21 protein-coding genes are annotated in these 23,825 nt (G+C 72.3%); 10 read left to right on the top strand and 11 right to left on the bottom strand.

The features are described 5' to 3' along the window. Nucleotides 1-50 precede the first annotated feature (50 nt). On the bottom strand, nucleotides 51-1,049 hold the full coding sequence (locus ACK4LS_RS09130; protein WP_409716324.1) for an aldose 1-epimerase family protein: 999 nt from the start codon (nucleotides 1,047-1,049) through the stop codon (nucleotides 51-53). 129 nt (nucleotides 1,050-1,178) lie between these two features. On the opposite strand from ACK4LS_RS09130, the gene ACK4LS_RS09125 reads away from it, so the two are divergent. From ACK4LS_RS09125 to ACK4LS_RS09085, 9 genes are all read left to right on the top strand, one after another. Then, entirely contained in the window at nucleotides 1,179-2,018 is an 840-nt protein-coding gene (locus tag ACK4LS_RS09125; protein ID WP_409716322.1) for a class I fructose-bisphosphate aldolase, read from the top strand. After that, entirely contained in the window at nucleotides 2,015-3,169 is a 1,155-nt protein-coding gene (locus ACK4LS_RS09120; protein WP_409716320.1) for a Gfo/Idh/MocA family protein, read from the top strand. The genes ACK4LS_RS09125 and ACK4LS_RS09120 overlap by 4 nt, the downstream gene beginning before the upstream one ends. Nucleotides 3,170-3,342: 173 nt before the next feature. Then, on the top strand, nucleotides 3,343-4,338 hold the full coding sequence (locus tag ACK4LS_RS09115) for a LacI family DNA-binding transcriptional regulator (protein ID WP_409716318.1): 996 nt from the start codon (nucleotides 3,343-3,345) through the stop codon (nucleotides 4,336-4,338). A gap of 177 nt (nucleotides 4,339-4,515) precedes the next feature. After that, entirely contained in the window at nucleotides 4,516-5,703 is a 1,188-nt protein-coding gene (locus ACK4LS_RS09110; RefSeq protein WP_409716316.1) for a nucleotidyltransferase family protein, read from the top strand. A 353-nt stretch (nucleotides 5,704-6,056) separates the two neighbouring features. After that, complete coding sequence (locus tag ACK4LS_RS09105) at nucleotides 6,057-7,112, top strand: glycosyltransferase family 4 protein (protein WP_409716314.1); 1,056 nt, start codon at nucleotides 6,057-6,059, stop codon at nucleotides 7,110-7,112. Nucleotides 7,113-7,185: 73 nt separating this feature from the next. Continuing rightward, nucleotides 7,186-8,088 (top strand): SDR family oxidoreductase, encoded by a 903-nt coding sequence (locus ACK4LS_RS09100; protein ID WP_409716312.1) that lies wholly within the window; start codon nucleotides 7,186-7,188, stop codon nucleotides 8,086-8,088. A gap of 301 nt (nucleotides 8,089-8,389) precedes the next feature. Next, nucleotides 8,390-9,784, top strand: a complete 1,395-nt coding sequence (locus ACK4LS_RS09095) for an alpha/beta fold hydrolase (protein WP_409716310.1) — start codon at nucleotides 8,390-8,392, stop codon at nucleotides 9,782-9,784. Beyond that, complete coding sequence (locus ACK4LS_RS09090; protein ID WP_409716308.1) at nucleotides 9,781-11,331, top strand: GMC family oxidoreductase; 1,551 nt, start codon at nucleotides 9,781-9,783, stop codon at nucleotides 11,329-11,331. The genes ACK4LS_RS09095 and ACK4LS_RS09090 overlap by 4 nt, the downstream gene beginning before the upstream one ends. 109 nt (nucleotides 11,332-11,440) lie before the next feature. Further along, a complete protein-coding gene (locus ACK4LS_RS09085) occupies nucleotides 11,441-11,785 on the top strand; it encodes a LysR family transcriptional regulator (protein ID WP_409716306.1) in 345 nt (114 codons plus the stop codon). Between the two features lie 202 nt (nucleotides 11,786-11,987). Here ACK4LS_RS09085 and ACK4LS_RS09080 read toward each other — a convergent pair whose 3' ends face one another. From ACK4LS_RS09080 to ACK4LS_RS09035, 10 genes are all read right to left on the bottom strand, one after another. Further along, nucleotides 11,988-13,628, bottom strand: coding sequence for an ABC-F family ATP-binding cassette domain-containing protein (locus ACK4LS_RS09080; RefSeq protein ID WP_409716304.1), 1,641 nt, complete (start codon nucleotides 13,626-13,628; stop codon nucleotides 11,988-11,990). Nucleotides 13,629-13,769: 141 nt separating this feature from the next. Next, nucleotides 13,770-14,699: a site-specific tyrosine recombinase XerD gene (gene xerD / locus ACK4LS_RS09075; RefSeq protein ID WP_409716302.1), complete on the bottom strand. Its 930-nt coding sequence runs from the start codon at nucleotides 14,697-14,699 to the stop codon at nucleotides 13,770-13,772. Nucleotide 14,700: 1 nt separating this feature from the next. Next, complete coding sequence (locus ACK4LS_RS09070; protein WP_409716300.1) at nucleotides 14,701-15,279, bottom strand: NUDIX domain-containing protein; 579 nt, start codon at nucleotides 15,277-15,279, stop codon at nucleotides 14,701-14,703. A gap of 1 nt (nucleotide 15,280) precedes the next feature. Then, a complete protein-coding gene (locus tag ACK4LS_RS09065; RefSeq protein WP_409716371.1) occupies nucleotides 15,281-16,975 on the bottom strand; it encodes a CTP synthase in 1,695 nt (564 codons plus the stop codon). A gap of 133 nt (nucleotides 16,976-17,108) precedes the next feature. Further along, nucleotides 17,109-18,803 (bottom strand): DNA repair protein RecN, encoded by a 1,695-nt coding sequence (recN, locus tag ACK4LS_RS09060; protein WP_409716298.1) that lies wholly within the window; start codon nucleotides 18,801-18,803, stop codon nucleotides 17,109-17,111. Next, nucleotides 18,800-19,720, bottom strand: coding sequence for an NAD kinase (locus ACK4LS_RS09055; protein ID WP_409716296.1), 921 nt, complete (start codon nucleotides 19,718-19,720; stop codon nucleotides 18,800-18,802). Before ACK4LS_RS09055 ends, recN begins: the two co-directional genes overlap by 4 nt. Next, nucleotides 19,717-20,517 (bottom strand): TlyA family RNA methyltransferase, encoded by an 801-nt coding sequence (locus ACK4LS_RS09050; protein ID WP_409716294.1) that lies wholly within the window; start codon nucleotides 20,515-20,517, stop codon nucleotides 19,717-19,719. The genes ACK4LS_RS09055 and ACK4LS_RS09050 overlap by 4 nt, the downstream gene beginning before the upstream one ends. Continuing rightward, nucleotides 20,514-20,699 (bottom strand): hypothetical protein, encoded by a 186-nt coding sequence (locus ACK4LS_RS09045; RefSeq protein WP_409716293.1) that lies wholly within the window; start codon nucleotides 20,697-20,699, stop codon nucleotides 20,514-20,516. The genes ACK4LS_RS09050 and ACK4LS_RS09045 overlap by 4 nt, the downstream gene beginning before the upstream one ends. Before the next feature lie 19 nt (nucleotides 20,700-20,718). Continuing rightward, a complete protein-coding gene (locus ACK4LS_RS09040) occupies nucleotides 20,719-21,753 on the bottom strand; it encodes an HAD-IIA family hydrolase (RefSeq protein WP_409716369.1) in 1,035 nt (344 codons plus the stop codon). Beyond that, nucleotides 21,753-22,436 carry a hypothetical protein gene (locus ACK4LS_RS09035; RefSeq protein ID WP_409716291.1) on the bottom strand — a complete coding sequence of 228 codons (684 nt, stop codon included), beginning with the start codon at nucleotides 22,434-22,436 and terminating at the stop codon, nucleotides 21,753-21,755. Before ACK4LS_RS09035 ends, ACK4LS_RS09040 begins: the two co-directional genes overlap by 1 nt. 51 nt (nucleotides 22,437-22,487) lie before the next feature. On the opposite strand from ACK4LS_RS09035, the gene ACK4LS_RS09030 reads away from it, so the two are divergent. Then, nucleotides 22,488-23,765 (top strand): hypothetical protein, encoded by a 1,278-nt coding sequence (locus tag ACK4LS_RS09030; protein WP_409716289.1) that lies wholly within the window; start codon nucleotides 22,488-22,490, stop codon nucleotides 23,763-23,765. The last annotated feature ends 60 nt before the right edge of the window (nucleotides 23,766-23,825 follow it).

Below are 23,825 nucleotides of genomic sequence, written 5' to 3'. Positions count from 1 at the left end.
CCTCGTTCGGGCTTCGCTGGAGTCAGCATGAGCCCGGTGGGACAACGTTGTCAAGTCACGGATGCATCTCGGATGACATCGATGTCGAGCCCGAGTTCCCACGTCGCCCCCGGCGCGAGCGGCCGCAGCAGACCCGCCGATCGCGCGTGCCCCCGGCCGAGGATCGTCGCCGCCGTGGCCGGCTCCACCCCGAGCACGACCCCGCCCTCCTGCGCCACGCGCCACTGGAACATCCCCGGCAGCGCCGCGGTGTCGAAGGAGATCCGGATGCCGAGCCCCGACCGCGCGACCACCTCGGCGCTCACGCGGCGATCGGACGGCAGCTCGTGCACGAACACCTGCTCGGGGTAGTGCGCGACGGGCGCGGGGAACTCCGCCCACGACGACAGCCCGACAGCCGCTTCCGCGTCGCGCGCGATCACCCGCCCGGCCGGCGAGCGCAGCACCGAGCCCTCGTCGACCACCGGCCAGCCGAGGTTGACGTGGTACAGCACCATCGGCTCCACCTCGCGCGAGCCGCGGTTGACGATCTCGTCGCGCAGCTCGATGCACCCTTCCCCGAACGGCAGCCGCACGCGACGCCGCACCTCCAGGTGGGCGCCGAGCACCGTCGCCTCCACCACCGTCGCCTCCACCACCACGGCGTCGTCGTCGACCGCCGCGCGGGTGACGGATGCCGCGAGCGCGCTGTAACGCCCGTGCTGCGGATGCTCGCCCTCGGCGTCGACCGAGGGCGGACCGAACGACAGCAGCCCGCACGTCGTGACGAGGCCCCCGCCGAACGACGCCCCGAATCCGCCGAGGCCCGGGCGCGGCCATCCGGTCGGCGACACCCACGCCAGCGGCACACCGCGGTGGCGCACCTGCCCGAGGTCGAGCCCCCGGTCGGGCAGCAGCTCGACGTCGAGGTCGCCCGCGATCAGGCGTAGGCGCCGGGTGCCGGCATCCGGTCCGTCGCTGCGCACCGAGGCCTCCACGCTCGCGACCTGCGCGAGCGAACCCGTGCGTCGGCGCACCTCGTCGACCGTCGAACCGAACAACTCGCCCATGAGCCCCGCCTTCCTCGCCGTTGCGCCGCCCACGCTAGCAGTGATTGACAACGTTGTCTCGCTCCCCGCATACTGACCGTCGAGCGCAGAGCCGCGCCTCGACACCGACGTCTCGGAGACCTACACCCCATGTCGAAACCCCGCCTCCACCGCCTCTTCAACGCGCGCTCCGGCCGCGCGCTCGACGTCGCCGTCGACCACGGCGCGTTCCACGAGCACGCCTTCCTGACCGGCATCGAAGACATGGCCGCCACCGTCGCGACCCTCGTCGACGCCGGGCCCGACGCCGTGCAGCTCACCCTCGGTCAGGCGCCGCTGCTGCAGTCCGTCCCCGGCAAGCAGAAGCCGGGACTGGTCCTGCGCACCGACATCGCCAACGTCTACGGCGACCCGCTCGAGTCGCCCCTGCACAGCATCCACGTCCCCGACGCGATCGAGGTCGCCGTGCGCCTCGATGCCGTCGCGGTGTGCGTCAACCTGCTCGACCTCCCCGGCGAGCCGCAGGTGCGCGAGCAGTGCATCCGCTCCATCCTGGCGCTGCGCACCGACGCCGAGCGGTACGGGATGCCGCTCATGATCGAGCCCCTCGTCATGCAGACCAAGCCGGGCACCGGCGGCTACGGCGTCGACGGCGACACCGCCAAGATCGTCACCCTCGTGCGCCAGGCCCGCGAGCTCGGCGCCGACCTCATCAAGGCCGACCCCACCGACGACATCACCGACTACCACCGGGTCATCCAGGCCGCGGGCGACACCCCCGTGCTCGTTCGCGGTGGCGGCCGGGTCGACGACCGCACGCTGCTCGAGCGCACCCGCGCCGTGCTCGAGCAGGGCGCCCGCGGCATCGTCTACGGCCGCAACGTCATCCAGCACCACGACCCCGCCGGCATCACCGCGGCGCTCATGGCCGTCGTGCACGACGACGCCTCCGTCGACGAGGCCCTCGCCCTGATCGGCGGTGCCGCATGACCGGGCGCAGGATCGGCGTCGGCATCATCGGCGGCGGGCTCATGGGGCGCGAGATCGCCGCCGCCCTGCGCCGCTGGCCCGCCCTGATCGACCACCCCGCCGAGCCCGAGCTGGTGGCCGTGTGCGACATCAACCCCACCGCTCTCGAGTTCTTCGAGCGCATCGACACCGTGCAGCTGACCACGACCGATCATCATGAGCTCCTCGCCGACCCGCGCGTCGACGTCGTGTACATCGCGGTGCGCCACGACCTCCACGAGCGGCTCTACGTCGACACGATCCGGGCCGGCAAGGCCCTGCTGGCCGAGAAACCGTTCGGCATCGACCGTGCCGCCGCCGACGCGGTCGTGGCCGCGATCGACGAGACGCCGGGGACGTTCGTCCGCGTCTCGAGCGAGATGCCGTTCTTCCCCGGTGCCCAGTGGGCCGTCGACTACGTGCGCTCGGGAGCCCTCGGCCGCATCGTCGAGGCGACCTGCTCATTCCTGCACGCGAGCGACATCGACGTGAACAAGCCGCTCAATTGGAAGCGGCAGAAGCAGTTCTGCGGCGACGCGGGCGTTCTCAACGACCTCGGCATGCACACGTGGCACGTCCCGCTCCGCCTGGGGTGGACGCCCGAGAAGGTCGTCGGCATCCTGCAGGACATCGTCACCGAACGCCCCGGTCCGGATGGATCGCCGCAGCCCTGCGACACGTGGGACAACGCCGTCATCCACTCCTGGGCCCGCCACGACGGCGCCCCCTTCCCCCTCACGACCAAGACCAAGCGCATCGCGCCGGGTCAGAAGAACACCTGGGAGTTCGAGGCGATCGGCATGTCGGGCGGGGTGCGCTTCAGCACCAAGAACCCCAAGCAGGTCGAGGTGTTCGCGTTCGTCGACGTCCCCGGGGTGGGCCGCGAGCAGAGCTGGCAGAGCATCGACGCCGGCAGCCAGTCGGTGTGGCCGACGGTGACGGGCCCGAACTTCGAGTCGGGTTTCTCGGATGCCATCCTGCAGATGTGGGCGGCCTTCCTCGCCGAGTACGTGGGCGATCTGGGCGACGGCTTCGGCTGCGTGCGCCCCGGCGAGGCTGCGCTCACGCACCGTCTCTTCGCCGCCGCGATCGCCTCGCACGAGACCGGGACGCTCATCGCCCCCGAGGCCTGACCCGCCCCTGCCTCCGGCAGTGTCCAGGACGCGCCGCGCCGTCGCAGCGGTGGCGGCGCGTCCTGGACACCCCACGCGCGCCCGCACCCTCGGCACGCGGATCTCGAGGTCGGCCCGCCCGGATCCCTATGCTCGGAGGATGCCGCCGCCTGCGGCATCACCCGAGGAGACGCATGCGCAAGACCGGCCGGCCCACCATGGTCGACGTCGCCGCGGCCGCGGGGGTGAGCTTGAAGACCGTCTCGCGGGTCATCAACGGCGAGCCCAACGTCGACGCGGCCATGATCGAGCGGGTGCTCGCCGCCGTCGACCGCCTCGGGTACCACCGCAACGCCCTCGCGGCGAGCCTGCGCTCGGGCAACCGCGACACGATCGGCTTCATCGCCGCCGACCTGTCGAACACCTTCTACATGGCCGTCGCCGCCGCGGTCTCCGCCGTCGCCGCGCGCGAGCGGATGCACCTGGTCATGGCATCCAGCGAAGAGGATGCCGCCACCGAGCGCACCCTCGCGCTCGACCTCTGCCAGCGCCAGGTCGGCGGTCTCATCGTCGTCCCGACCGCCGACGACCACTCCTACCTGCGGCGCGAAGTGGAGCTCGGCACGCCCGTGGTGTTCCTCGACCGCCCCGGCAGCGGCATCCCCGCCGACGCGATCCTGCTCGACAACCGCGGTGGCGCGCGGGCGGCCGTCGCCGAGCTGCTCGCGGCCGGACACCGCCGCATCGCCGTCCTGCTCGACGCACGCCACATCTACACGATGACCGAACGCTGGGCGGGCGTGGCCGAGGCCTTCACCGCCGCGGGACGCGATCCCGATCCCGCCCTCGTCGTCGACGGATTGCACACCCCCGCCGTCGCACGCGACGCGATGCAGCGCCTGCTCGATTCCGATGCCCCTCCCACCGCGGTGTTCTGCGCCAACAACCGCGTGACGATCGGCGCCCTCGAGGCGATCCTGCCGCGCGGCGCGGGGGTGGAGGTCGCCGGGTTCGACGACTTCGAGCTGTCCCGTCTGCTCCCCCGCCGCATCCGCATCGTCGACTACGACGTCGCCGACCTGGGCGCCCGCGCCGCCGAGACGTTGCTCGCGCGCGTCGCCGAGCCGGCCACGGACTCCCAGACGCACCTCGTACCCACGCGCCTCGTCGACCGCGGCGGTATCCGCTGACTCCTGCCCCTCGCCACCTCGACGGGGGTGCCGTGGGATGAAGCGCTGCGCACCGGCAGGTGAGCTGACGGGTCATCGATAGACGTCCGCCGCGCTCGGGGCCCGGTTTCGGGCGCGAGGAAGGCCCCGCCGTGGCGACACTGGGAGGTCGCCCGTCATCTCCCCGAGGTCCACCCGATGCCATCCCCTCCCCTCCCGCCCGGTCACGGGTGGCTGCCCCTCGCCGGCGGCGCGATCGACGTCCACGACTCGACCGCGTTCACCCCGGAGGCCGAGCTCCTCGTCGTCCCCTCCGAACCCGGCGAGGCACTGTGCCTGTTCGGACCCGCCGCCGACCTCTGGCGGCGCCTCGTGGCGGCGGCCCCCCTGCCGCCGTCGGCTCTCACCGGCGACGAGACCGCCCTCGTCGAGGAGTTCCGGGCCGCCGGCCTCGCCACCCTCGGCGAGACCCACCCCGCCCGGATCACCGTGCTGCGCCCCCCGGTGCTCTCCTCCGCCCTGCACGAGCTCGTCTACGCGTTGGTCGCGCGGGTGGCCGAGGCCCACGGCATCCGGTGCGTCTTCGTCAAAGGCCCGGCACTGCACCTCCAGGGTCTCCGCGACCGCGAGCACTCGGGTGACGTCGACGTGTGGTGCGACCCGGCGCGCATCGACGACCTCGTCGTGGCGCTGGAGGAGTGGGGATGGCGACGGGCGGCCGACCCCTGGCGCGGGACGACCGTGCACCACACGGTGACGCTCGCTCCCCGGAGCTGGGGCTGCGAGATCGACGTGCACCGTCGCATCCCCGGCCTCGTCCTGGACGACGCGACCTCCTTCGATCTCGTGCACCGCGACGCCATCCCGATGCGCTTCGGTTCGGTCGACCTGCTCGTCCCCGACCCGGCCACCCACGCCGTGCTCGCGGCGCTGCACGCTGTGCGCCCGCTGATCGGCGCGGGGCCCCCTCCCCCCGCCCGCCGCCGCCGCGGCGCGGGAGCTGCTCACGCGTGCGCCGGGGTCGGTGCACCGGGCGCGCGAGATGGGCGCGGTGCCGGCCCTGCGCCGCGTGCTCGACCCCCTCGTGGCGCCGGGGTCGCTGGCGGCGGACGACGTCGGGACCCCGCGCGACTGGGTGTGGCGGCAGCAGCCCGATCACGTGCGGGCGTACCGGATGGCGATGCGCTCCGAGCCCTTGCCCATGCGCCTGCGTCTCGTGCTGCGGTTCCTCTGGCCGCCGGACGACGTCGCGCTCGCCTCGGCCCAGCAGGCCGGCGAGACGCCGTCGACACCGCGACGAGCGCGTTGGTCGCGCCTGCGCCGCGGTCTGCGCGAATGGCTCGCGACGCGGCGGTGAGACGGCGTCGGGCGTCCCCGGGCCGCTGAGGTGAGGTTCCCGGCGGCCCAGGCGAACCAGCTGGCGAACGGGGCCGACGACCGGGGACGCCCCCGTGGGCGCGGCTCCGACGGACCGCCCGGCGGGACCTCCGGTTCACCCCGCACGTGGTTTCCGCGGGCGGGAGCGGCTCGTTCGCGCGACGGGCATCGTCGAGCAGTCCGAGCCCCGCCGGTCAGCCGGCGCGCTCCCCGGATCGCCACCCGGGGCCACCCCCGAACCCGCATGGAGACGACGACCGCATGAGCAACGTGCCGCACGCCACCGAGACGAGGGGGCGCGACGTCACCTCGCCCGCGCTCCTCGCCGCATCCGCGACCTTCTCCGTCGAGGGAGTTTCGGAATGACCCTCGTCAACGCCCGCTTCCTCACGCAGAGCACGACCGGCACCCAGCGGTTCGCCACCGAGATCAGCCGGGAGCTGCTCGATCTGCGCCCCGACCTCACACTCGCGGTCCCACCCGGCCCGTTCGACGCCGCCGGCCTCGACCCGCACCGCATCGTGCAGATCGGCCGGCGCGGTGGTCGAGCGTGGGAGCATCTCGATCTCCCCCTCTACGCGCGCCGGCAGCGCCGCCTGCTGCTCACCCTCAGCGGCACCGGTCCGCTCTGGTACCGCCCCCAGATCTCCACGCAGACCGACATCACCTACGTCCGTCACCCCGAGAGCTTCGGCCGCCGGTTCCGCCTGCTGTACGGGTTCATCGTCCCGCGGGTCGTCGCGCACAGCGAGCACCTGCTGACGATCAGCGAGTTCTCGCGTTCCGAGCTGGCCTCCCACTTCGGCGTCCCCCGCGAGCGCTACACCGTCATCCCCTGCGCGGCCGACGCGCGGTTCCACCCCGGCGAAGTCCCGCCGGAGCCCGGGGGCCGCCCCTACTTCCTGGCGGTGTCCTCTCCGAACGCGCACAAGAACTTCGAACGCATGCTGGCGGCCTTCGCCCTGTTCTCCCCCTCCCACCCCGGTGTCGAGCTGCGGGTCGTGGGCAGCCAGACGAACAGTTTCTCGCGGCAGCAGTACACCGCCGGCGAGGGGGTGCGGTTCCTCGGCCGCGTCGACGATGACGAATTGACCGCCCTCTACCGCGGCGCGCTCGCGTTCCTCTTCCCCTCCCTCTACGAGGGATTCGGCATCCCACCCGTCGAAGCGCAGCAGTGCGGATGCCCCGTCATCGCCGCCCGCGCGGCATCCCTGCCCGAGGTGCTCGGCGACTCCGCCGTCTGGGTCGATCCTCACGACGAATCCGACATGGCCGCGGCGATGACCCGGGTCGCCGACGACGAGAACCTCCGCGCGCAGCTCACGGCGGCCGGCCTGCGCAACGCGGGGAGATACTCCTGGCGGAAGTCCGCCGAACGGGTCTCGGCGGTGATCGACCAGGTCGTCAACGCCCGATGACCCTCGCGACGACCCGGGTCCCCCGTTCGTCAAGGGCTCGTCGCGTCCGGGTGACGGTGCCTACCGTCGAGGCATGACCTCCGATCGCGACCAGTTCACTTTCGACAACCCCGTCACCCGCTACGCGCGCGTCGAGCCGCCCGTCCAGCACCAGCCCGAGCCCGGGGTGCAGGCCGACATGACGCCCGTCCCCGACCTCGGCGAGAAGACCTACCGCGGCCTCGGTCGGCTCATCGGCCGCAAGGCCCTCATCACCGGCGGAGACTCGGGCATCGGCGGCGCGGTCGCCATCGCGTTCGCGCGTGAGGGCGCCGACGTGGCGATCGTGCACCTGCCCGACGAACAGCGCGACGCCGATCACATCCTGGGCCAGATCCGGGATGCCGGCCGCACCGGCGTCTCGATTGCGACCGACATCACCGACCCCGCCGCATGCCGCGAGCTCGTCGCCCACGCCGCCGAGGCCCTGGGCGGACTCGACATCGTCGTGAACAACGCCGGCAAGCAGGTGATGGTCGAGAAGGTCGACGACCTCTCGGACGAGCAGTTCGAGCAGACCTTCCGCACGAACGTCTTCGCCCCCTTCTGGATCACGAAGGCGGCGCTCGCGCACCTGCCCGAGGGGGGAACGATCATCAACACCGCTTCCCTCGAGGCGTACGTGCCCGCGCCCGATCGGCTCGACTACGCCGCGACGAAGGCGGCCGTCAACAACCTGTCGAAGGGGCTCGCGCAGCAGCTCGCTCCGCGCGGCATCCGGGTCAACGTCGTCGCACCGGGACCGACCTGGTCGGCACTCCAGGTGAGCCAGGGCGTCTCCGACGATCAGATGGAACACTTCGACGACGAGAGCACGTACCAGCGCGCCGGTCAGCCCGCCGAGATCGCTCCGGCCTTCGTCTTCCTCGCGTCGGCGGAGTCGAGCTGCGTCTCCGGCGAGACGCTGAACGTCAACGGCGGCATGGTCACGCCGTAACACCGCCCCCCTCGACGCCCCGGTCCGCCCCGCGCGGTCCGGGGCGTCGGTTCGTGCAGGTCGCGCACCCACCCCGCGGCCCGGGCTCCGGATTTCCCGGGCCTCCTCGCCCTCGGGCCCGCCTCCACGGTCGCCCGCCGCGCGGTTTCTCCGGAGCCCGGCACGCGTCCCGCTCGGCCGAAGACCACGCCGCCCGCACCCGCCCGCCACCGGCGACCCCCACCCCGCCGGGGTGCTTGCGCAAAACGTCTCGAACCGCAAGCGACCCTCGCCCACCCCGCCGGTAGGCGAGCGTGAAGACATGCCCATCGAGAACGCCACCGCCCCGGGCGGGGCGCCCGTCACCCTGTACCTGCTGCACGCCCTGGGCGCGAGCGCGGGCTCCTTCGACCGCCTGTCCGCACATCTCACCGGCCGCGTGCACGTCGAGGGGATCGACCTCCCCGGATTCGGCTCGGCGACCTCGTCCCCCGACGCCACACTCGAGCAGACCGTCGACCACGTCGTCGAGCGCCTCACCGCCCACCGCGGTGGGCCGTGGATGCTCGGCGGCCACAGCATGGGCGGCAAGATCGCCGCCCTCGTCGCGTCGCGCGTGCTCCGTGGAGACGCGCCCTTGGTGGGACTCCGCGGCATGGTGCTCATGGCGCCGTCACCCCCGCGCCCCGAGCCGATGGACGAGGAACGACGCGAGCTCATGCTCTCGTGGGTCGCCGACGGGGCGATCTCGGATCAGGATGCCGAGACCTTCATCGACCAGAACACCGCCGAGCCCCTCGATCCCGGCGCCCAGAGCCTGGCCCTCGCCGATCTGCGCCGCACCTCGCCCACCGCCTGGCGCGCATGGCTCGAGACCGGCAGCCGGATCGACGCGACGGCGGAGGTGGGCACCCTCGACCTGCCGGTCCTCGTGCTGGCGGGCACCGACGACGCCGACCTCGGCGCCGCCGCCCAGCCCGGCCTCCTGGCCTCCGTCTATCCGCGGGCCCGATTCGTCTCCCTCGACGACACCGGACACATGATCCCGCTCGAGCGCGCCCCCGAGGCCGCCGAGGCGATCGCCGACTTCGTCGCCGACGAGGTGCTCGTGGGCCCGGTCGTGCCCGACGAGTGGGCTGCTCTCATCGCGAGCGACCGCGTGGACGCCCGGGTGCGCGGCATCCTGAACATCCGCGCCGTCCCGGACGACCGCGGGTACGCCCCCGCGGTGCTCGATGTCGCGCAGTTGACGCTACTGCGCGAGATCGCCGATCTCGTCGTGCCGCAGGAGGGGCCCGCGATCGACATCGCGGCCCGCGTGGACGCTCAGCTCGAGCGCGGCGAGGGGGACGGATGGCGTAACGCCGATCTCCCGCCCGACCCCGAGGCGTACCGCGCGGGACTCAACACCCTCGCGGCCGTCTGGCCGACCGACCCCGCCGCGCGGGAACGGGTGCTGGGGGCCGCGATCGAGGGCACCTCGGATGCCGTCGGCCCACTCGACGCCGCCCGGCTGACGGCGTGGCTCGAAGACGTCCGCAACGACCTCGCGCGCCAGTGGCTCGCGCACCCCGCGAGCATGGCGCGCGTGGGATACGACGGGTTCGCCACCGGCGGCCGCCCCATGCGCGGATACGTCGAACTGCGCCTCGGGCGCCGGGAAGACTGGGAGCCGTCCGGAGTCGGCGGCACGATCGCGACGGGAGACGCGGCATGAACCTCGAGACGATGCGCACCTTCGCCGACGACGAGATCGTCGACGTCGTGGTGATCGGCACGGGCGCCGGTGGCGCGCCCCTGACCGCGGAGCTGGCGAAGAAGGGCTTGAGCGTCGTCGCCCTCGAGGCCGGGCGCCACTTCGCGCTCGACGACCTCACCCCCGATGAGACCGAGGCGGTCGAGATCAACTGGATGTCGGAGCGCCTGAGCGGCGGCGGCGATCCCACCGCGTTCGGCCCGAACAACAGCGGACGCGGCGTCGGCGGCTCGATGCTGCACTGGGGCGCGTTCACCCCGCGCCCCGACCGCCGCGATCTGGCCCTGCACACGGAGTCGGGCGTGGGTCGCGACTGGCCCGTCGACCCCGACGAACTGCTGTCGTACGTCGAGCGGGTCGAGGGCGACATCGGCGTCTCGGGCCCGACCCCCTATCCCTGGGACCCTTCGCGCCGCTACGCCTACGCCCCGGCGAAGCGCAACGCCCCCGCGAACCTCGTCGCCAAGGGCTGCGACGCCCTCGGCGTGCGCTGGGCCGACGCGCCCGCGGCGGTCCTCACCCGCGCGCGCCTGCAAGATCACCACGGCGAGCGGGGCGCGTGCGTCAACTGCGGCGAGTGCCACCAGGGATGCCGGGTGGATGCCAAGGCCACCACCGCCAACACGTACCTGCCCGCGGCGGTCGCCGCCGGGGCCGAGATCCGCAGCGAGGCGATGGTCCACGGCATCGAGCGCGACGCCCGCGGCCACGTCGAGGCCGTCGTCTACCGCAAGAACGGCGCCGATCACCGCGTGCGCTGCCGTGCGCTGGTGCTCGCCGGCGGCGGCGTCGAGACGCCTCGTCTGCTCCTGCACACGGGGCTGGCGAACGACAACGGCCAGGTGGGCCGCAACTTCCTCGCGCACGGGGCCACCCAGGTGTGGGGGCGGTTCGACGAGCCCGTGCGCGGGCATCGGGGGTACCCCTCGTCGCTGATCTCCGAAGACATGATGCGCCCGGCGGATGCCGACTTCGCCGGCGGCTACCTCGTGCAGAGCCTCGGCGTCATGCCCCTCACCTTCGCGACCACGCTCGTGCGCGGTGGCGGCCTGTGGGGCCCGGAACTCGTGCAACGGCTGGAGCAGGCGCGGTTCATGGCCGGCATCGGCATCAACGCCGACTGCCTGCCCTCCGACGACAACCGCCTCGAGCTGGCCGACGAGACCGACGAGTTCGGCATCCCCCGCGCGCGGGTGACGTTCACGGCGGGCGAGAACGAGAAGGCGATCGACCGGCACGCGACGGCGTTCATGCTGCGGGTGATGGAAGCCGCCGGGGCACGCGAGACCCTGGTCCTCGCCCGCACGGCGCACACGATCGGCACGTGCCGCATGTCGACCGATCCCGCCGACGGCGTGGTCGACGCCGACGGCCGGTCGCACGAGATCCCCAACCTGTGGATCTGCGACAACTCGGTCTTCCCCTCGGCGATCGCCGCGAACCCGGCGCTGACGATCATGGCGCTCTCGCTGCGCACGGCCGACCGCTTCCTCACCTCCGCCGCCTGACCCCCCGTCCCCCCTGTTGAGTGTCCAGAACACGCCGTTCGCCCCTCGTGCGATGCGGCGTGTTCGGGACACTCAGCGAGATGCCGCGGGGCACGGGAGAATGGATGCCATGAAGCTCGAGCATCTCCGCCGGTTCGCCGCCCTCGCCGAGGAGCTGCATTTCCCGCGCTCGGCCGAGAAACTCGGCATCCCCCTCGCGTCGTTGTACACGACCATCGACAAGCTCGAGGAGGAGGTCGGCCAGCCCATCGTGTCGCGCACTCCCCCCACGCAGCTCACGCCCGCCGGGCGGCTGCTGCTCGAGGAGGCGCATCACCGCATCGCCGACGCCCCACCCCCGGCACCGAAGCAGAAGGCCCCCGGCGGGGGCAAGGCCAGGGCATCGAAGGGGAAGGGTCGCGCGCCCATCGTGAAGGGCGAGCCGAAACCCTACAAGAAGCGCCAGGGCCGCTGAGCCGGCGCCCACCGACCCCGGCGCCCCCCCCCCCCCCGCGCCCCACCCGGCCCCGTCGCCCCACCCGGCCCGACGCGCCATCCGGCCCCGGCGCGCCACCACCCCACCCACGCATAAACGCGATTCGCGCGCATAAACGCGCTGTCATCGTGTTTACGCGAGTGAATCGCGTTTATGCGCCGGTTGCCGCCCGGCATCCGCGTTACAGCTCGGTCACGACCCCGGCCTCGACGCGCCAGCGGCGATCGGTCTGCACGGCCGCGAGCATGCGGCGGTCGTGCGTGACCAGGAGCAGCGTGCCCGTGTACGACTCCAGGGCCTGCTCCAGCTGCTCGATCGCCGGCAGGTCGAGGTGGTTCGTGGGCTCGTCGAGCACCAGCACGTTCACGCCGCGCGCCTGCAGCAGGGCGAGCCCCGCGCGCGTGCGCTCGCCCGGCGAGAGCTGGTCGACCGGGCGCGTGACGTGGTCGGCCTTGAGGCCGAACTTCGCCAGCAGCGTCCGCACCTCGCCCGCGTTCATCTCCGGCACGAAGCCCTCGAACGTCGCGGCCAGGGGCCGTTCGCCCACCAGCAGCGAACGCGCCTGATCGATCTCGCCGATCTCGACGCTGGCACCGAGGCTCGCCGTCCCGTCATCCGGCGTCTGACGGCCCAGGATGCCGCGCAGCAACGTCGACTTGCCGGCACCGTTCGGACCGGTGATGCCGATCCGCTCCCCCGCGTCGACCTGGAGCGAAACCGGCCCCAGCGTGAAGTCGCCCTGGCGGAACACGGCACTGGAGAGGGTGGAGACGACCGAGCTGGAGCGCGGCGCCGAGGCGATGGTGAACTCGAGCTGCCACTCCTTGCGCGGTTCCTCCACCTCGTCGAGCCGCGCGATGCGGCTCTCCATCTGCCGCACCTTCTGCGCCTGCTTCTCGCTCGACTCGGTCGCGGCCTTCCGGCGGATCTTGTCGTTGTCGGGCGACTTCTTCATCGCGTTGCGGACGCCCTGACTCGACCACTCCCGCTGCGTGCGGGCACGGGCGACGAGATCCGCCTTCGTGTCGGCGTACTCCTCGTACTTCTCCCGCGCCCGGCGGCGCAGCGTCGCCCGCTCCTCGAGGTACGCGTCGTAGCCGCCGCCATACACGCGATGCGTGTTCTGCGCGAGGTCGAGCTCGAGGACGCGGGTCACCGAGCGAGCGAGGAACTCGCGGTCGTGACTGACGAGGACCACCCCACCGCGCAGGCCCTTCACGAAGGTCTCGAGTCGCTCCAGCCCGTCGAGGTCGAGGTCGTTGGTGGGTTCATCGAGCAGGGCGATGTCGAACCGGGACAGCAGCAGGGATGCCAGCCCCACGCGCGCCGCCTGTCCGCCCGACAGTCCGGTCATGAGCGCGTCGGGCCCCACCTCCAGCCCGAGGTCGGCCAGCACCTGCGGCATCCGCTCGTCGAGGTCGGCCGCGCCGCTGGCGAGCCAGCGCTCGAGGGCGGTGGCGTAGGCGTCGTCTGCTCCCACGGCCCCGGGGTCGCCCAGCGCCGCTGCCGTGGCATCCATCTCGCGCGTCGCCTCGGCGCACCCGGTGCGACGGGCGATGTAGGCGGCGACCGACTCACCGCCCACGCGTTCGTGCTCCTGCGGGAGCCAGCCCACGAAGGCGTCGGAGGGAGCGAGGCTGATCGAGCCGCCCTGAGGTTCGTCGACTCCGGCCAGAAGGCGCAGCAGCGTGGACTTGCCCGCGCCGTTGGCCCCGACCACGCCGATCACGTCTCCCGGCGCGACGGTGAGGTCGACGCCGTCGAAGAGCGTGCGGTGGCCGTGTCCCCCGGCGAGGTTCTGAGCGACGAGGGTGGCGGTCATGGATCCAGTTTCTCAGGGTCGAGGCGACACCGTGTTCCCGGCGGTCCGCGCACGCGCAGAGGGCGGGATGCCGGCGGGCCCCCCGCTCGCGCGAGTCCCGGGGCCCCGGGGCGTCGACGAACCGCAGATCCGCGCCGGCCGTCAGCGCGCGCGCGGGTGCGCCGTCGCGTAGACGTCGCGCAGTGCGTCGACGGTGACGTGCGTGTAGATCTGCGTCGTCGCCACCGAGGCATGGCCCAGCAGCTCCTGCACGACGCGGACATCGGCACCGCCCTGCAGCAGGTGCGTCGCGAACGAGTGCCGGAGGGTGTGCGGCGACACGTGCGCGGTCAGCCCCGCGCGTTCGGCGGCGGCCTGGATGACGAGCCACGCGCTCTGGCGCGACAGCGGGGCACCTCGCACCCCGAGGAACAGCCGCGGCGTCGTGCGTCCGCGCGCGGCGAGCTGCGGGCGCACGCGGGTGAGGTACGCCTCGACCGCCGCGCGCGCGTACGAGCCGACGGGCACGACGCGCTCCTTGTCGCCCTTGCCCCGCACGCGCAGCAGGTCGCCGTGCGCGGTGTCGTCCACGTCGAGCTGAACGATCTCCGACACGCGCGCTCCGGTGGCGTACAGCAGCTCGAGCAGCGCACGATCGCGGACGGCCGCCGGCTCCGCCGCCGATGCGTCGGTCGATCCGGGCGCGGGTCCCGCGGCATCCAGAAGCTCGTCGATCTGCGAGATCGTCAGCGCCTTCGGCAGACGGCGGGGCGTCTTGGGCGGTCGGAGCCGTCCGCTCGGATCGACGTCGACCCGCCCCTCCCGCACGAGGAAGCGGTGCAGACCGCGCACCGACGACTGCAGGCGCGCGAGCGACGAAGCTGCCGGCGGGGGTTCGGCCGATGCGCGCTCCGCGACGAAATCTGCGACCAGGTCGGGCGTCACCGCTCCCGCATCGACGACGCCGCGCAGGCCCAGCCACTCGGCGTACACCGCGAGATCACGGCGGTACGCGGCGACGGTGTGGTCGCTGAGACCCCGCTCGAGCGCGACGTGCCGGAGGTAGGTCTCGACCGCGCGCTCGAGCTTCACGTCAGGCCGACGCGGCCTCGCGGCGCAGCACTTCGGCCGCGGCGAGCGCGCCCGCGGCCAGGATGCCGTTGCGCAGCCGCCCCGCGATCACGCCGTCGATGACGTCGGTGAGGGCCACCCGCTCCACGCGCATGTCGGACTCTTCGTGCTCCCGCTGGTAGTCGGTCTCGACCGGGCGCAGCCCTCGAGCGAGGAAGATGTGCACGATCTCGTCGTTGCCGCCGGGTGTCGTGTGCATCGACAGCAGGTGCTGCCACCGCTCGGCCTCGAGATCGACCTCCTCGGTCAACTCGCGCTGGGCGGTCTCGAGGGGCGGCTCGCCCGCCACATCGAGCAGACCCGCCGGGATCTCCCAGTCGCGCTCCTTGATCGGGTGGCGGTACTGCTGGATGAGCACGACGCGCTCGTCGTCGTCGATCGCCACGACCGCTGCGGCCCCGGGGTGGTCGACGTACTGGCGCGTCATCTCCCCGTCGCCGTAGCGGACGGTGTCACTGCGGACGTCCCACACCGCGCCTTCGTAGACCAGTTCGCTCGAGACGATCTCGAGGTCGACGCGTTCGTCACGCAACTCTTCCACGTCAGTCCTCCTCGACGTCGAACAGCTCGCTCGAACGGTGACGGTCCAGCGCGGCGGCGACGAGACCGCGGAACAACGGGTGCGGCTCGGTGGGGCGCGAGCGCAGCTCGGGGTGCGCCTGCGTCGCGATGTAGTACGGGTGCACGTCGCGCGGCAGCTCGACGAACTCGACCAGGTCGAGGTCGGGGTTGAGCCCCGAGAAGACGAGCCCGGCGTCGCTCAGCTGCTGACGGTAGGCGTTGTTCACCTCGTAGCGGTGGCGGTGGCGCTCCGAGATCTGCGGCTGACCGTAGACCTCGGCCGCGAGGGACCCCTCGGCCAGAGCCGCCGGGTAGAGCCCGAGGCGCATGGTTCCGCCGAGGTCGCCGCTCTGGAGGATGTCGACCTGCTCGGCCATCGTCGCGACGACCGGGTGCGCGGTGTCGGGGTCGAACTCGCTCGACGACGCGCCCTCGAGTCCGGCGACGGTGCGCGCGTACTCGATGACCATGCACTGCAGGCCGAGGCAGATGCCGAGCGTGGGGATGCCCTGTTCGCGGGCGAACCGAAGCGCACCGAGCTTGCCCTCGATGCCGCGGATGCCGAAACCGCCGGGCACGATGATCCCGTCGACGGCGCCCAGGGCCTTGGCCGCGCCCTCGGGCGTCTCGCACAGGTCGGAGGGGATCCACGTGATCTTCACGTGCGTCTCCTGACCGAACCCGCCGGCCTTGATCGCCTCGGTGACCGAGAGGTACGCGTCGGGCAGGTCGATGTACTTGCCGACCAGACCGATGGTGACCTCGTGCTTGGGGTTGTGCACCGCCTGCAGCACGCGGCTCCAGCGCGACCAGTCGACGTCGGCGGCCGTGGCGATGTCGAGGGCGTCGACGATGTAGGCGTCGAGTCCCTGGTCGTGCAGCATCGTGGGGATGTCGTAGATGCTCGGCACGTCGATCGCGTTGACGACCGCGTCTTCGTCGACGTCGCACATGAGCGCGATCTTCCGCTTGTTCGACTCGGTGACGGGGCGGTCGCTGCGCAGCACCAGTGCGTCGGGCTGGATGCCGATCGAGCGCAGCGTCGCGACGGAGTGCTGCGTCGGCTTGGTCTTCTGCTCGCCCGAGGCGCCCATGAAGGGCACGAGCGACACGTGCACGAAGAACACGTTCTTGCGGCCCAGCTCGTGACGGATCTGACGGGCCGACTCGATGAAGGGCTGCGACTCGATGTCGCCGACCGTGCCGCCGATCTCCGTGATGATGACGTCGGGCTGCGGGCTCTCGCTCGCCTGCAGCCGCATGCGGCGCTTGATCTCGTCGGTGATGTGCGGGATGACCTGCACGGTGTCGCCGAGGTACTCGCCGCGGCGCTCGCGCGCGATCACCTGCGAGTAGATCTGGCCCGTCGTGACGTTGGCCGCCTGGCTGAGCTCGATGTCGAGGAAGCGCTCGTAATGGCCGATGTCGAGGTCGGTCTCGGCCCCGTCGTCGGTCACGAAGACCTCACCGTGCTGGAACGGGTTCATCGTTCCCGGATCGACGTTGAGATAGGGGTCGAGCTTCTGCATGACCACGCGGAGCCCGCGGGCCGTGAGGAGATTGCCGAGGCTTGCCGCCGTCAGGCCCTTACCCAGGGAGGAGACGACTCCTCCGGTCACGAAGATGTGCTTCGTCGTGAAAGTCGTGTCTGAATGTCCCGCGTCCGAAGTCTGCATCACGGGCTTCGATCCTATCAGTCGCGTCGGTGGGTGGTTCTCGCCGATTCCGTCCGGCTCGCCTGACGAGTCTGGCATCCCCCTCCGACATCGCGTCGGACGATCGTGCGAGGCGCCGGCCGCGGGCCCCCGCTCAGCGCGCGCGCCCGGTCTCCAGAAGCTCGCGGGCGTGCGTCAGCGCCGCGTCGGAGTCGCTGAGCCCCGACAGCAGGCGCGCCATCTCCGCCTCGCGTTCCGCGCCGTCGAGTCGGCGCACGCTGGATGCCGTGACGGAGCCGTCGTTGCCCTTGACCACCGTGAGGTGGTTCCCGGCGAACGCGGCGACCTGGGCGAGGTGAGTGACGGCGATGACCTGCGACGATTCCGCCAGCCGCGCGAGGCGACGCCCCACCTCGATCGCCGCCGCCCCGCCGATGCCGGCGTCGACCTCGTCGAAGACGAACGTGGGGACCGGGTCGACCCCGGCGATGACGACCTCGATCGCGAGCATGACGCGACTCAGTTCGCCGCCGGACGCACCGCGCGAGACCGGGCGCGGATCCGCACCCGGGTGCGGCGCGAGGAGGATGGACACCTCGTCGCGCCCGTGCCCGGCCGCGGCGGCGGGGGCCACCTCCACCGTCAGGCGGGCGTCGGGGAGGGCCAGGGCGTGCAGTTCCTCGGTGACGGCGGCGCCCAGGCGCTCGGCGGCCTCCCGCCGGGCGGCCGTCAGAGCGTCGGCTGCCTGGTCGAGGTCGACCGCGGCCGCGTCGCGTCGTATCGTCAGCCGTTCCAGTCGGTCATCGTCGTCGTCGAGTTCCACCAGGCGCGCCGACCCCGTCTCGAGCAGCGCGATCGCGGCGTCCACCGAACCGTGCGCGCGGGCCAGGCCCGCGAGCACACCTCGACGTTCGTCCACGGCGGCCAACTCGTGCGGTCCCGACTCGTCGAGGTCGGCGAGGTACCCCGAGAGGGCGACCGAGGCGTCGGTCGCGCGATAGCCGAGGTCGGCGACCAGCTCGCCGATGGCGGCGAGGGCGTCATCGGAGTCCGAGATCCGCTCGAGCGCACGTCGGGCCTCCGCGAGCAGCGTGATCACGTCGGGCGAGCCGTCGTCGTTCGAGAGCGCGGCGTGCGCGGTGACCGCCGCGATGCGCAGCTCCTCCGCGTTGGCGAGACGCTCAGCGCGGCGCGCGAGCTCGTCTTCCTCGCCCACCACGGGGGCGGCCGCCTCGATCTCGGCGATGGCCGCGCGCAACCGCTCCGCCTCGCGGGCGCGATCGTCGCGGTCCCCGGTGAGGGCCGTCAACTCGGCGTCGAGGGCCCGCCACGTGTCCCACGCGGTGCGATACGCCGCTCGCGCGGTCTGCACCGGTTCGCCGCCGAAACGGTCGAGCGCGTCGCGCTGCGCCGACGATGTCTTCAGCCGCAACTGGTCGGACTGGCCGTGCACGACGACGAGATCGTCGGCGAGGTCGGCGAGCACGCCGGCGGGCGCCGTGCGACCTCCGACCGTGGCGCGGCCTCGTCCTTCGCTCGAGACCGTGCGGCCGAGGTACAGCTCCGCGGTCCCCTCCCCCACGGGCTCGACGTCGCCGCCCGCCTCGCGCACGCGAGCCGCCACGGCCCCGTCCTCGGGAACGAGCCAGACGCCCTCGACCGCGGCCTGGGCGGCGCCCGAGCGGACGGCGCCCGAATCGGCGCGCTGGCCCAGCAGGAGGCCCAGTCCCGTCACGACCATCGTCTTTCCGGCACCCGTCTCGCCGGTGATGGCGGTGAATCCGCGCCCGATGGGGAGCGTCGCGTCGGCGATCACTCCGAGATCGCGCAGGCGCATCTCCTCGATCACGAGGCACCCCCGGTCGATCCGCGCCACCCGGTGACCGGCAGTCGGAACTTGCGCACGAGGCGATCGGTGAAGGCGGCCGGATGCAGGCGCGCGAGGCGCACGGGCCGCGACGACCGGCGCACGACCACGCGCGCTCCCGGGGGAAGCTCGTGCGACCGACGACCGTCGCACCACAGGATGCCGCTCCCGCTCGTGCGCTCGAGCACCTCGACGGCGACCGTCGCGTCGGGGCTGACCACGAGCGGGCGGGCGAACAGGGCGTGAGCCGACAGCGGCACCACGGCGATCGCTTCGACGGTGGGCCAGATGACGGGGCCGCCTGCGGAGAAGTTGTAGGCCGTGGAGCCGGTCGGCGTGGCCATGACGACGCCGTCGCACCCGAACGACGACAGCGGACGCCCGTCGACCTCCATGACGACCTCGAGCATGCGTTCGCGGCTGGCCTTCTCGACGGTGGCCTCGTTCAACGCCCAGGTCTCGAAGATCACCTCGTCGTCGGCGTCGAGCACCCGTACGGCGAGGGCCAGCCGCTCCTCGACCGTGTAGTCGCGGGCGATCACGCGGCGCACCGCGTCGTCCATGTCGTCGCGCTCGATTTCGGCGAGGAAGCCGACGTGGCCCATGTTGATGCCGAGGATCGGTGCCGTCCCCCCGCGCACCGTCTCGGCCGCGCGCAGGATCGTGCCGTCGCCGCCGAGCACGATGGCGAGCTCCAGGTCGTCGATGCTGACGTCGACCCCCAGGGTCCCCACGCCGTCGAGCGGCAGTCGCTCGGCGAGCTCGGGGCGGTCCTCGGCGGACACGACCGGCATCGCCCCCGCCGCACGCACGGCCGTGATGATGCGTTCGGCGGCGTGGACGGTGTCGTCTCGGCGAGAGTGGACGACGAGGAGGATTCGGCGATCGCTGGGGGTCATCGGCTTCCGGTCAGTCGGGTCACGGTGCTCTCCCATTCTGAGGGCTCGCCGCCCTGGGCGGCCGAGAACCACGCGACGTACTCCTGGTTGCCGTGCGTTCCCACGATCGGCGAGGCGATCAGACCCGCGGTACGAAGGCCCACGTCCCACGCCGCCCACAGCACACCGTGCACCGCATCCGAACGCAGGGCCGGATCGGTGACGAGGCCTCCCTTGACGGCGGTGCGTCCCACTTCGAACTGCGGCTTGATGAGCAGCACGATGTCGGCGTCGCTCGACGCGGTCTCGGCGATCGCGGGGAGCACGTGGTGCAGCGAGATGAACGAGAGGTCACCGGTCACCACCCGCGGCGCCTCGGCGACGCCGGTGGCGGCGGAGAGGGAGGCGGCGGTCATGAACCGCACGTTATACCCCTCGACCGACCTGACCTCCGGATCGGATGCCACGACGGTGGACAACTGCCCATGACCGACGTCGACCGCCATGACCGGTCGCGCCCCGCGCTCGCGGAGCACCTGGGTGAAGCCTCCGGTCGACGACCCGAGATCGAGCGCGACCCGATCCCGCACGTCGACCGGGAAGGCCTCCAACGCGGCGAGGAGTTTGTGAGCGGCTCTGCTGACGTAGTGGTCCGCGCCGGCGACCGTGATCTCGCTCTCGGACCCCACCGGCGTCGCCGCCTTCACGACCGGGCGTCCGTCGACGCTCACCGCGCCCGCGGCGATCAGCTGAGCGGCGTGTGATCGTGAGCGGGCGAGTCCCCGTGCGGCGAGTTCGGCGTCGAGGCGCGCCGTCACGATCTCGACGTCGCAGCCGGGTCGGTCGAAGCGCGGTCGGTCGGAGCCGACGCGAGTCGGCGGGCGAGCTCGTCGTGCACCGCGGCGTAGGCCGCAGCGCGCGCCTCGAGGGGCTGCTCCTCGATGAGGCGCAGCCGATCGATCAACTCGGGGGAGGCATCCGGGGCGGCGCTGTCCGACATGGATGCCATGCTACCGAGGTCAGCGAACGCGGAACGGGTCGGCGTAGAGCTGCTCGGGCACTCGGAAGCCGAAGATGGCCCGTCCGGAGTTCCAGATGGCGGCGGCTCCCGCCCGCAGAAGGTCGATCTGACGCGCGCCCTCCGAGACGATGCGGAGGTCGACACCGTCGATCTCGACGACCGCGTCGCCCACTCGCGTGCGCTCGCCCTTGACGATCGTGGCGGGGTAGGGCTCGAAGAGCTGCCGCAGGTCCTCGACGATGTAGTCCGGCCGCTGGGAGGGCGGGGCGGCGAGCACCTGCTTCGGGCGGTCGATCCCGGTCAGCACGAGCAGGGAGCGCATCTCGGCCGTGCGCGCGCCCTGGATGTCGGTGTCGAGACGATCCCCGATGAACAGGGGCGTCCGGGCGCCCGTGCGGGTGACGGCCTCGTCGAAGATCGGCCGCTCGGGCTTGCCGGCGATCGTCGCCAGCCGCCCCACCGCCGTGTGGACGGCCGACACGAGCGTGCCGTTTCCCGGAGCGATCCCCCGCGCCTGAGGGATCGTCCAGTCCGTGTTCGTCGCGATCCACGGGATGCCGCCCTCCTCGGGCGGCGTCGCGAGGGCGTACGCGGCCTCGGCGAGCTGCGCCCAGCCGACCTCGGGCGCGAAGCCCTGCACCACGGCCGCCGGCCGGTCGTCGGCACTGCGGGTGACGACGAAGCCGGCCTTCTCGACCTCGACGACGAGCCCCTCTCCGCCGATCACCAGCAGCGTCGACCCCGCGGGAACGAGGTCGCGCATGAGACGCATGGCCGCCTGCGGGCTCGTGGTGACGTCGTCCGGGGCGACCCGCAGTCCCAGCGTCGTGAGGTGCTCTGCGACAGACACGTCCGTGCGCGAGGCGTTGTTGGTGATGTAGCCGAGCCGAAGGCCGGCATCCTGAGCCCGGTTCAGGCTGTCGACCGCGTGAGGGAGGGCGCCGGGTCCGGCGTACACGACGCCGTCGAGGTCGGCCAGCACCACGTCGACCCCGTCCAGGGGCGTGGGCGGCTCCGGAGTTCGGCGGAAGATCACCGCGATCCTCCCGCCTCGTCCTCCGCCGAGGTGTGGTTCTCGGCGGACGCCTCCACCGACGCGGAGGCGTCTGCGCTGTCGGGCGCCGCGGCGTCCGCCGGCCCGTCCACATCGGACGCGTCGACGACGTCGTCGAGCTCGGCCGTGTCGTCGTCATCGTCGTGCTCGACCGGGATGACCCCGGATGCCACGTCGACTCCGCCCTCGTCGTCGATGAGTTCGATCTCCTCGACGACGATCACCTCGCGGTCTGCCACACCTGCCGCGGCGTCGAGAGCCTCGGCGGCGATCTCCGCGCGACGTTCCCACTCGGCCGCCTCGTCGTCACGACCCAGCTCCTCGAGTACGGCGGCGCGCGCGGCGAAGAGGGCGGGGCTCCATTCGAATGCGCGATCCGGGTCGGCCTCGGGGATCTCGAGCTCCTGCAGGGCACGATCGGTCTGGCCGAGGTCGAGTCGGGCTCCCGACATCGCGATGGCCAGCTGAACGCGCACGGGGACGGAGAGTGTCGAACGGTCGACCGCTCTCCCCTCCTCGAGGGCGCGATCGGGGCGACCCACACCACGTTCGCTGTCGACGATGAGGGGGAGCTGCTCGTCGGAACCGGTGATGCGGCGGTGCGTCCGCAGCTCGCGCAGGGCGAGGGCGAAATCGCCCACCGCATAGGCCGTGATCGCCACCGTCTCACGCACCACACCGACACGGCCGGCGCTGCGCGACGCTGCCAGAGCGTGCTCGTGCGCCGCCGCCGGGTCCTCATCGATGAGCCGAGCCGCCATCGCGAGGTGGCGCGCGACGTTGTCGGCGTTGTCTTTGCTCAGGGTCTTCAGCTCGTTGCGGGCCTGACCGGGCAGGTCGAAGGCCGTGACGTCCTCGGGCAGCTCCGGGCCGCGCTCGCGACGGTCCTGCGGAGGCCGGGTCGCGCGGGCATCGTCACGGTCGAATCGACGAGGCGCGCCGGCGCCGGGGCGCCCATCGCGGGAAGGACGGCGATCCCCGCCGCCGAAACCACGGGAGTCGCCGTCACGACGCACGGGACGACCTTCGCCGCTCCGGTACGACGAGCGGTCGCCGCCGTCACCGCGGAAGGAGCTCGAGTCGCCCTCACGTCGAGCGGGACGGTCTCCGCCCTGACGGAACGGTCGCGAGTCCCCCTCACGACGTGCGGGTCGCTCGCCGTCGCGCGCGAACGGGCGACCACCATCGTCACGACGCACCGGACGCTCGCCATCTCGACGGAACGGACGGGCATCACCGTCACGGCGCACCGGCCGATCACCATCGCGACGCACCGGTCGGTCACCATCACGACGCACCGGTCGGTCACCATCACGCTGGAACGGACGGGCATCACCATCGCGACGCACCGGGCGGTCACCATCGCGACGGAACGGACGGGCATCACCATCGCGACGCACCGGTCGGTCACCATCGCGACGCACCGGTCGGTCACCGTCACGCTGGAACGGGCGGGCATCACCGTCACGGCGCACCGGGCGGTCACCGTCACGACGAACCGGACGATCACCGTCACGCTGGAACGGAAGGGCATCACCGTCACGGCGCACCGGGCGGTCACCATCACGACGGAACGGACGGGCATCACCATCGCGACGCACCGGACGCTCACCGTCACGACGGAACGGGCGGGCATCACCGTCACGGCGCGCGGGACGCTCACCGTCACGCTGGAAGGGACGAGCCCCACCATCGCGACGGGCGGGGCGGTCGCCATCGCCACGGAACGGACGCGCGTCGCCGTCACGACGCACCGGGCGGTCACCATCGCGGCGGGCCGGCCGCTCACCTTCCCGGCGGAAGGGACGTTCTCCACGCGGTGCGGACCCGCCATCCCGAGAGGACGACCGGTTTCCCGGTGCGCGATCGCGCGAGGAACCCTCGCTGCGCTTGCGGTCGTTCGCGTCGTCCGTCGACATGACTGTCCTCCCGGGGTTTTTGTGCCCGTAAATGCGAAATGGCCACCCAGCGTTGGGTGGCCATTTCGGTAAAGGAAGTCCGGCGGTGTCCTACTCTCCCACAGGGTCCCCCCTGCAGTACCATCGGCGCTG

Origin of the sequence: Microbacterium sp. (assembly GCF_046295495.1) — a bacterium.
Taxonomy (GTDB): domain Bacteria; phylum Actinomycetota; class Actinomycetes; order Actinomycetales; family Microbacteriaceae; genus Microbacterium.
This window is presented reverse-complemented; position numbering and strand designations above follow the sequence as displayed.

Excerpts from the sequence above, each read along its gene's own strand:
- ACK4LS_RS09115 (WP_409716318.1), top strand. The coding sequence starts at position 3,343 with ATGCGCAAGACCGGCCGGCCCACCATGGTCGACGTCGCCGCGGCCGCG.
- ACK4LS_RS09125 (WP_409716322.1), top strand. The coding sequence starts at position 1,179 with ATGTCGAAACCCCGCCTCCACCGCCTCTTCAACGCGCGCTCCGGCCGC.
- ACK4LS_RS09100 (WP_409716312.1), top strand. The coding sequence starts at position 7,186 with ATGACCTCCGATCGCGACCAGTTCACTTTCGACAACCCCGTCACCCGC.
- ACK4LS_RS09120 (WP_409716320.1), top strand. The coding sequence starts at position 2,015 with ATGACCGGGCGCAGGATCGGCGTCGGCATCATCGGCGGCGGGCTCATG.
- ACK4LS_RS09055 (WP_409716296.1), bottom strand. The coding sequence starts at position 19,720 with ATGACCCCCAGCGATCGCCGAATCCTCCTCGTCGTCCACTCTCGCCGA.
- ACK4LS_RS09065 (WP_409716371.1), bottom strand. The coding sequence starts at position 16,975 with ATGCAGACTTCGGACGCGGGACATTCAGACACGACTTTCACGACGAAG.
- ACK4LS_RS09095 (WP_409716310.1), top strand. The coding sequence starts at position 8,390 with ATGCCCATCGAGAACGCCACCGCCCCGGGCGGGGCGCCCGTCACCCTG.
- ACK4LS_RS09045 (WP_409716293.1), bottom strand. The coding sequence starts at position 20,699 with ATGTCGGACAGCGCCGCCCCGGATGCCTCCCCCGAGTTGATCGATCGG.
- ACK4LS_RS09105 (WP_409716314.1), top strand. The coding sequence starts at position 6,057 with ATGACCCTCGTCAACGCCCGCTTCCTCACGCAGAGCACGACCGGCACC.
- ACK4LS_RS09090 (WP_409716308.1), top strand. The coding sequence starts at position 9,781 with ATGAACCTCGAGACGATGCGCACCTTCGCCGACGACGAGATCGTCGAC.
- ACK4LS_RS09080 (WP_409716304.1), bottom strand. The coding sequence starts at position 13,628 with ATGACCGCCACCCTCGTCGCTCAGAACCTCGCCGGGGGACACGGCCAC.
- ACK4LS_RS09110 (WP_409716316.1), top strand. The coding sequence starts at position 4,516 with ATGCCATCCCCTCCCCTCCCGCCCGGTCACGGGTGGCTGCCCCTCGCC.
- ACK4LS_RS09130 (WP_409716324.1), bottom strand. The coding sequence starts at position 1,049 with ATGGGCGAGTTGTTCGGTTCGACGGTCGACGAGGTGCGCCGACGCACG.
- ACK4LS_RS09085 (WP_409716306.1), top strand. The coding sequence starts at position 11,441 with ATGAAGCTCGAGCATCTCCGCCGGTTCGCCGCCCTCGCCGAGGAGCTG.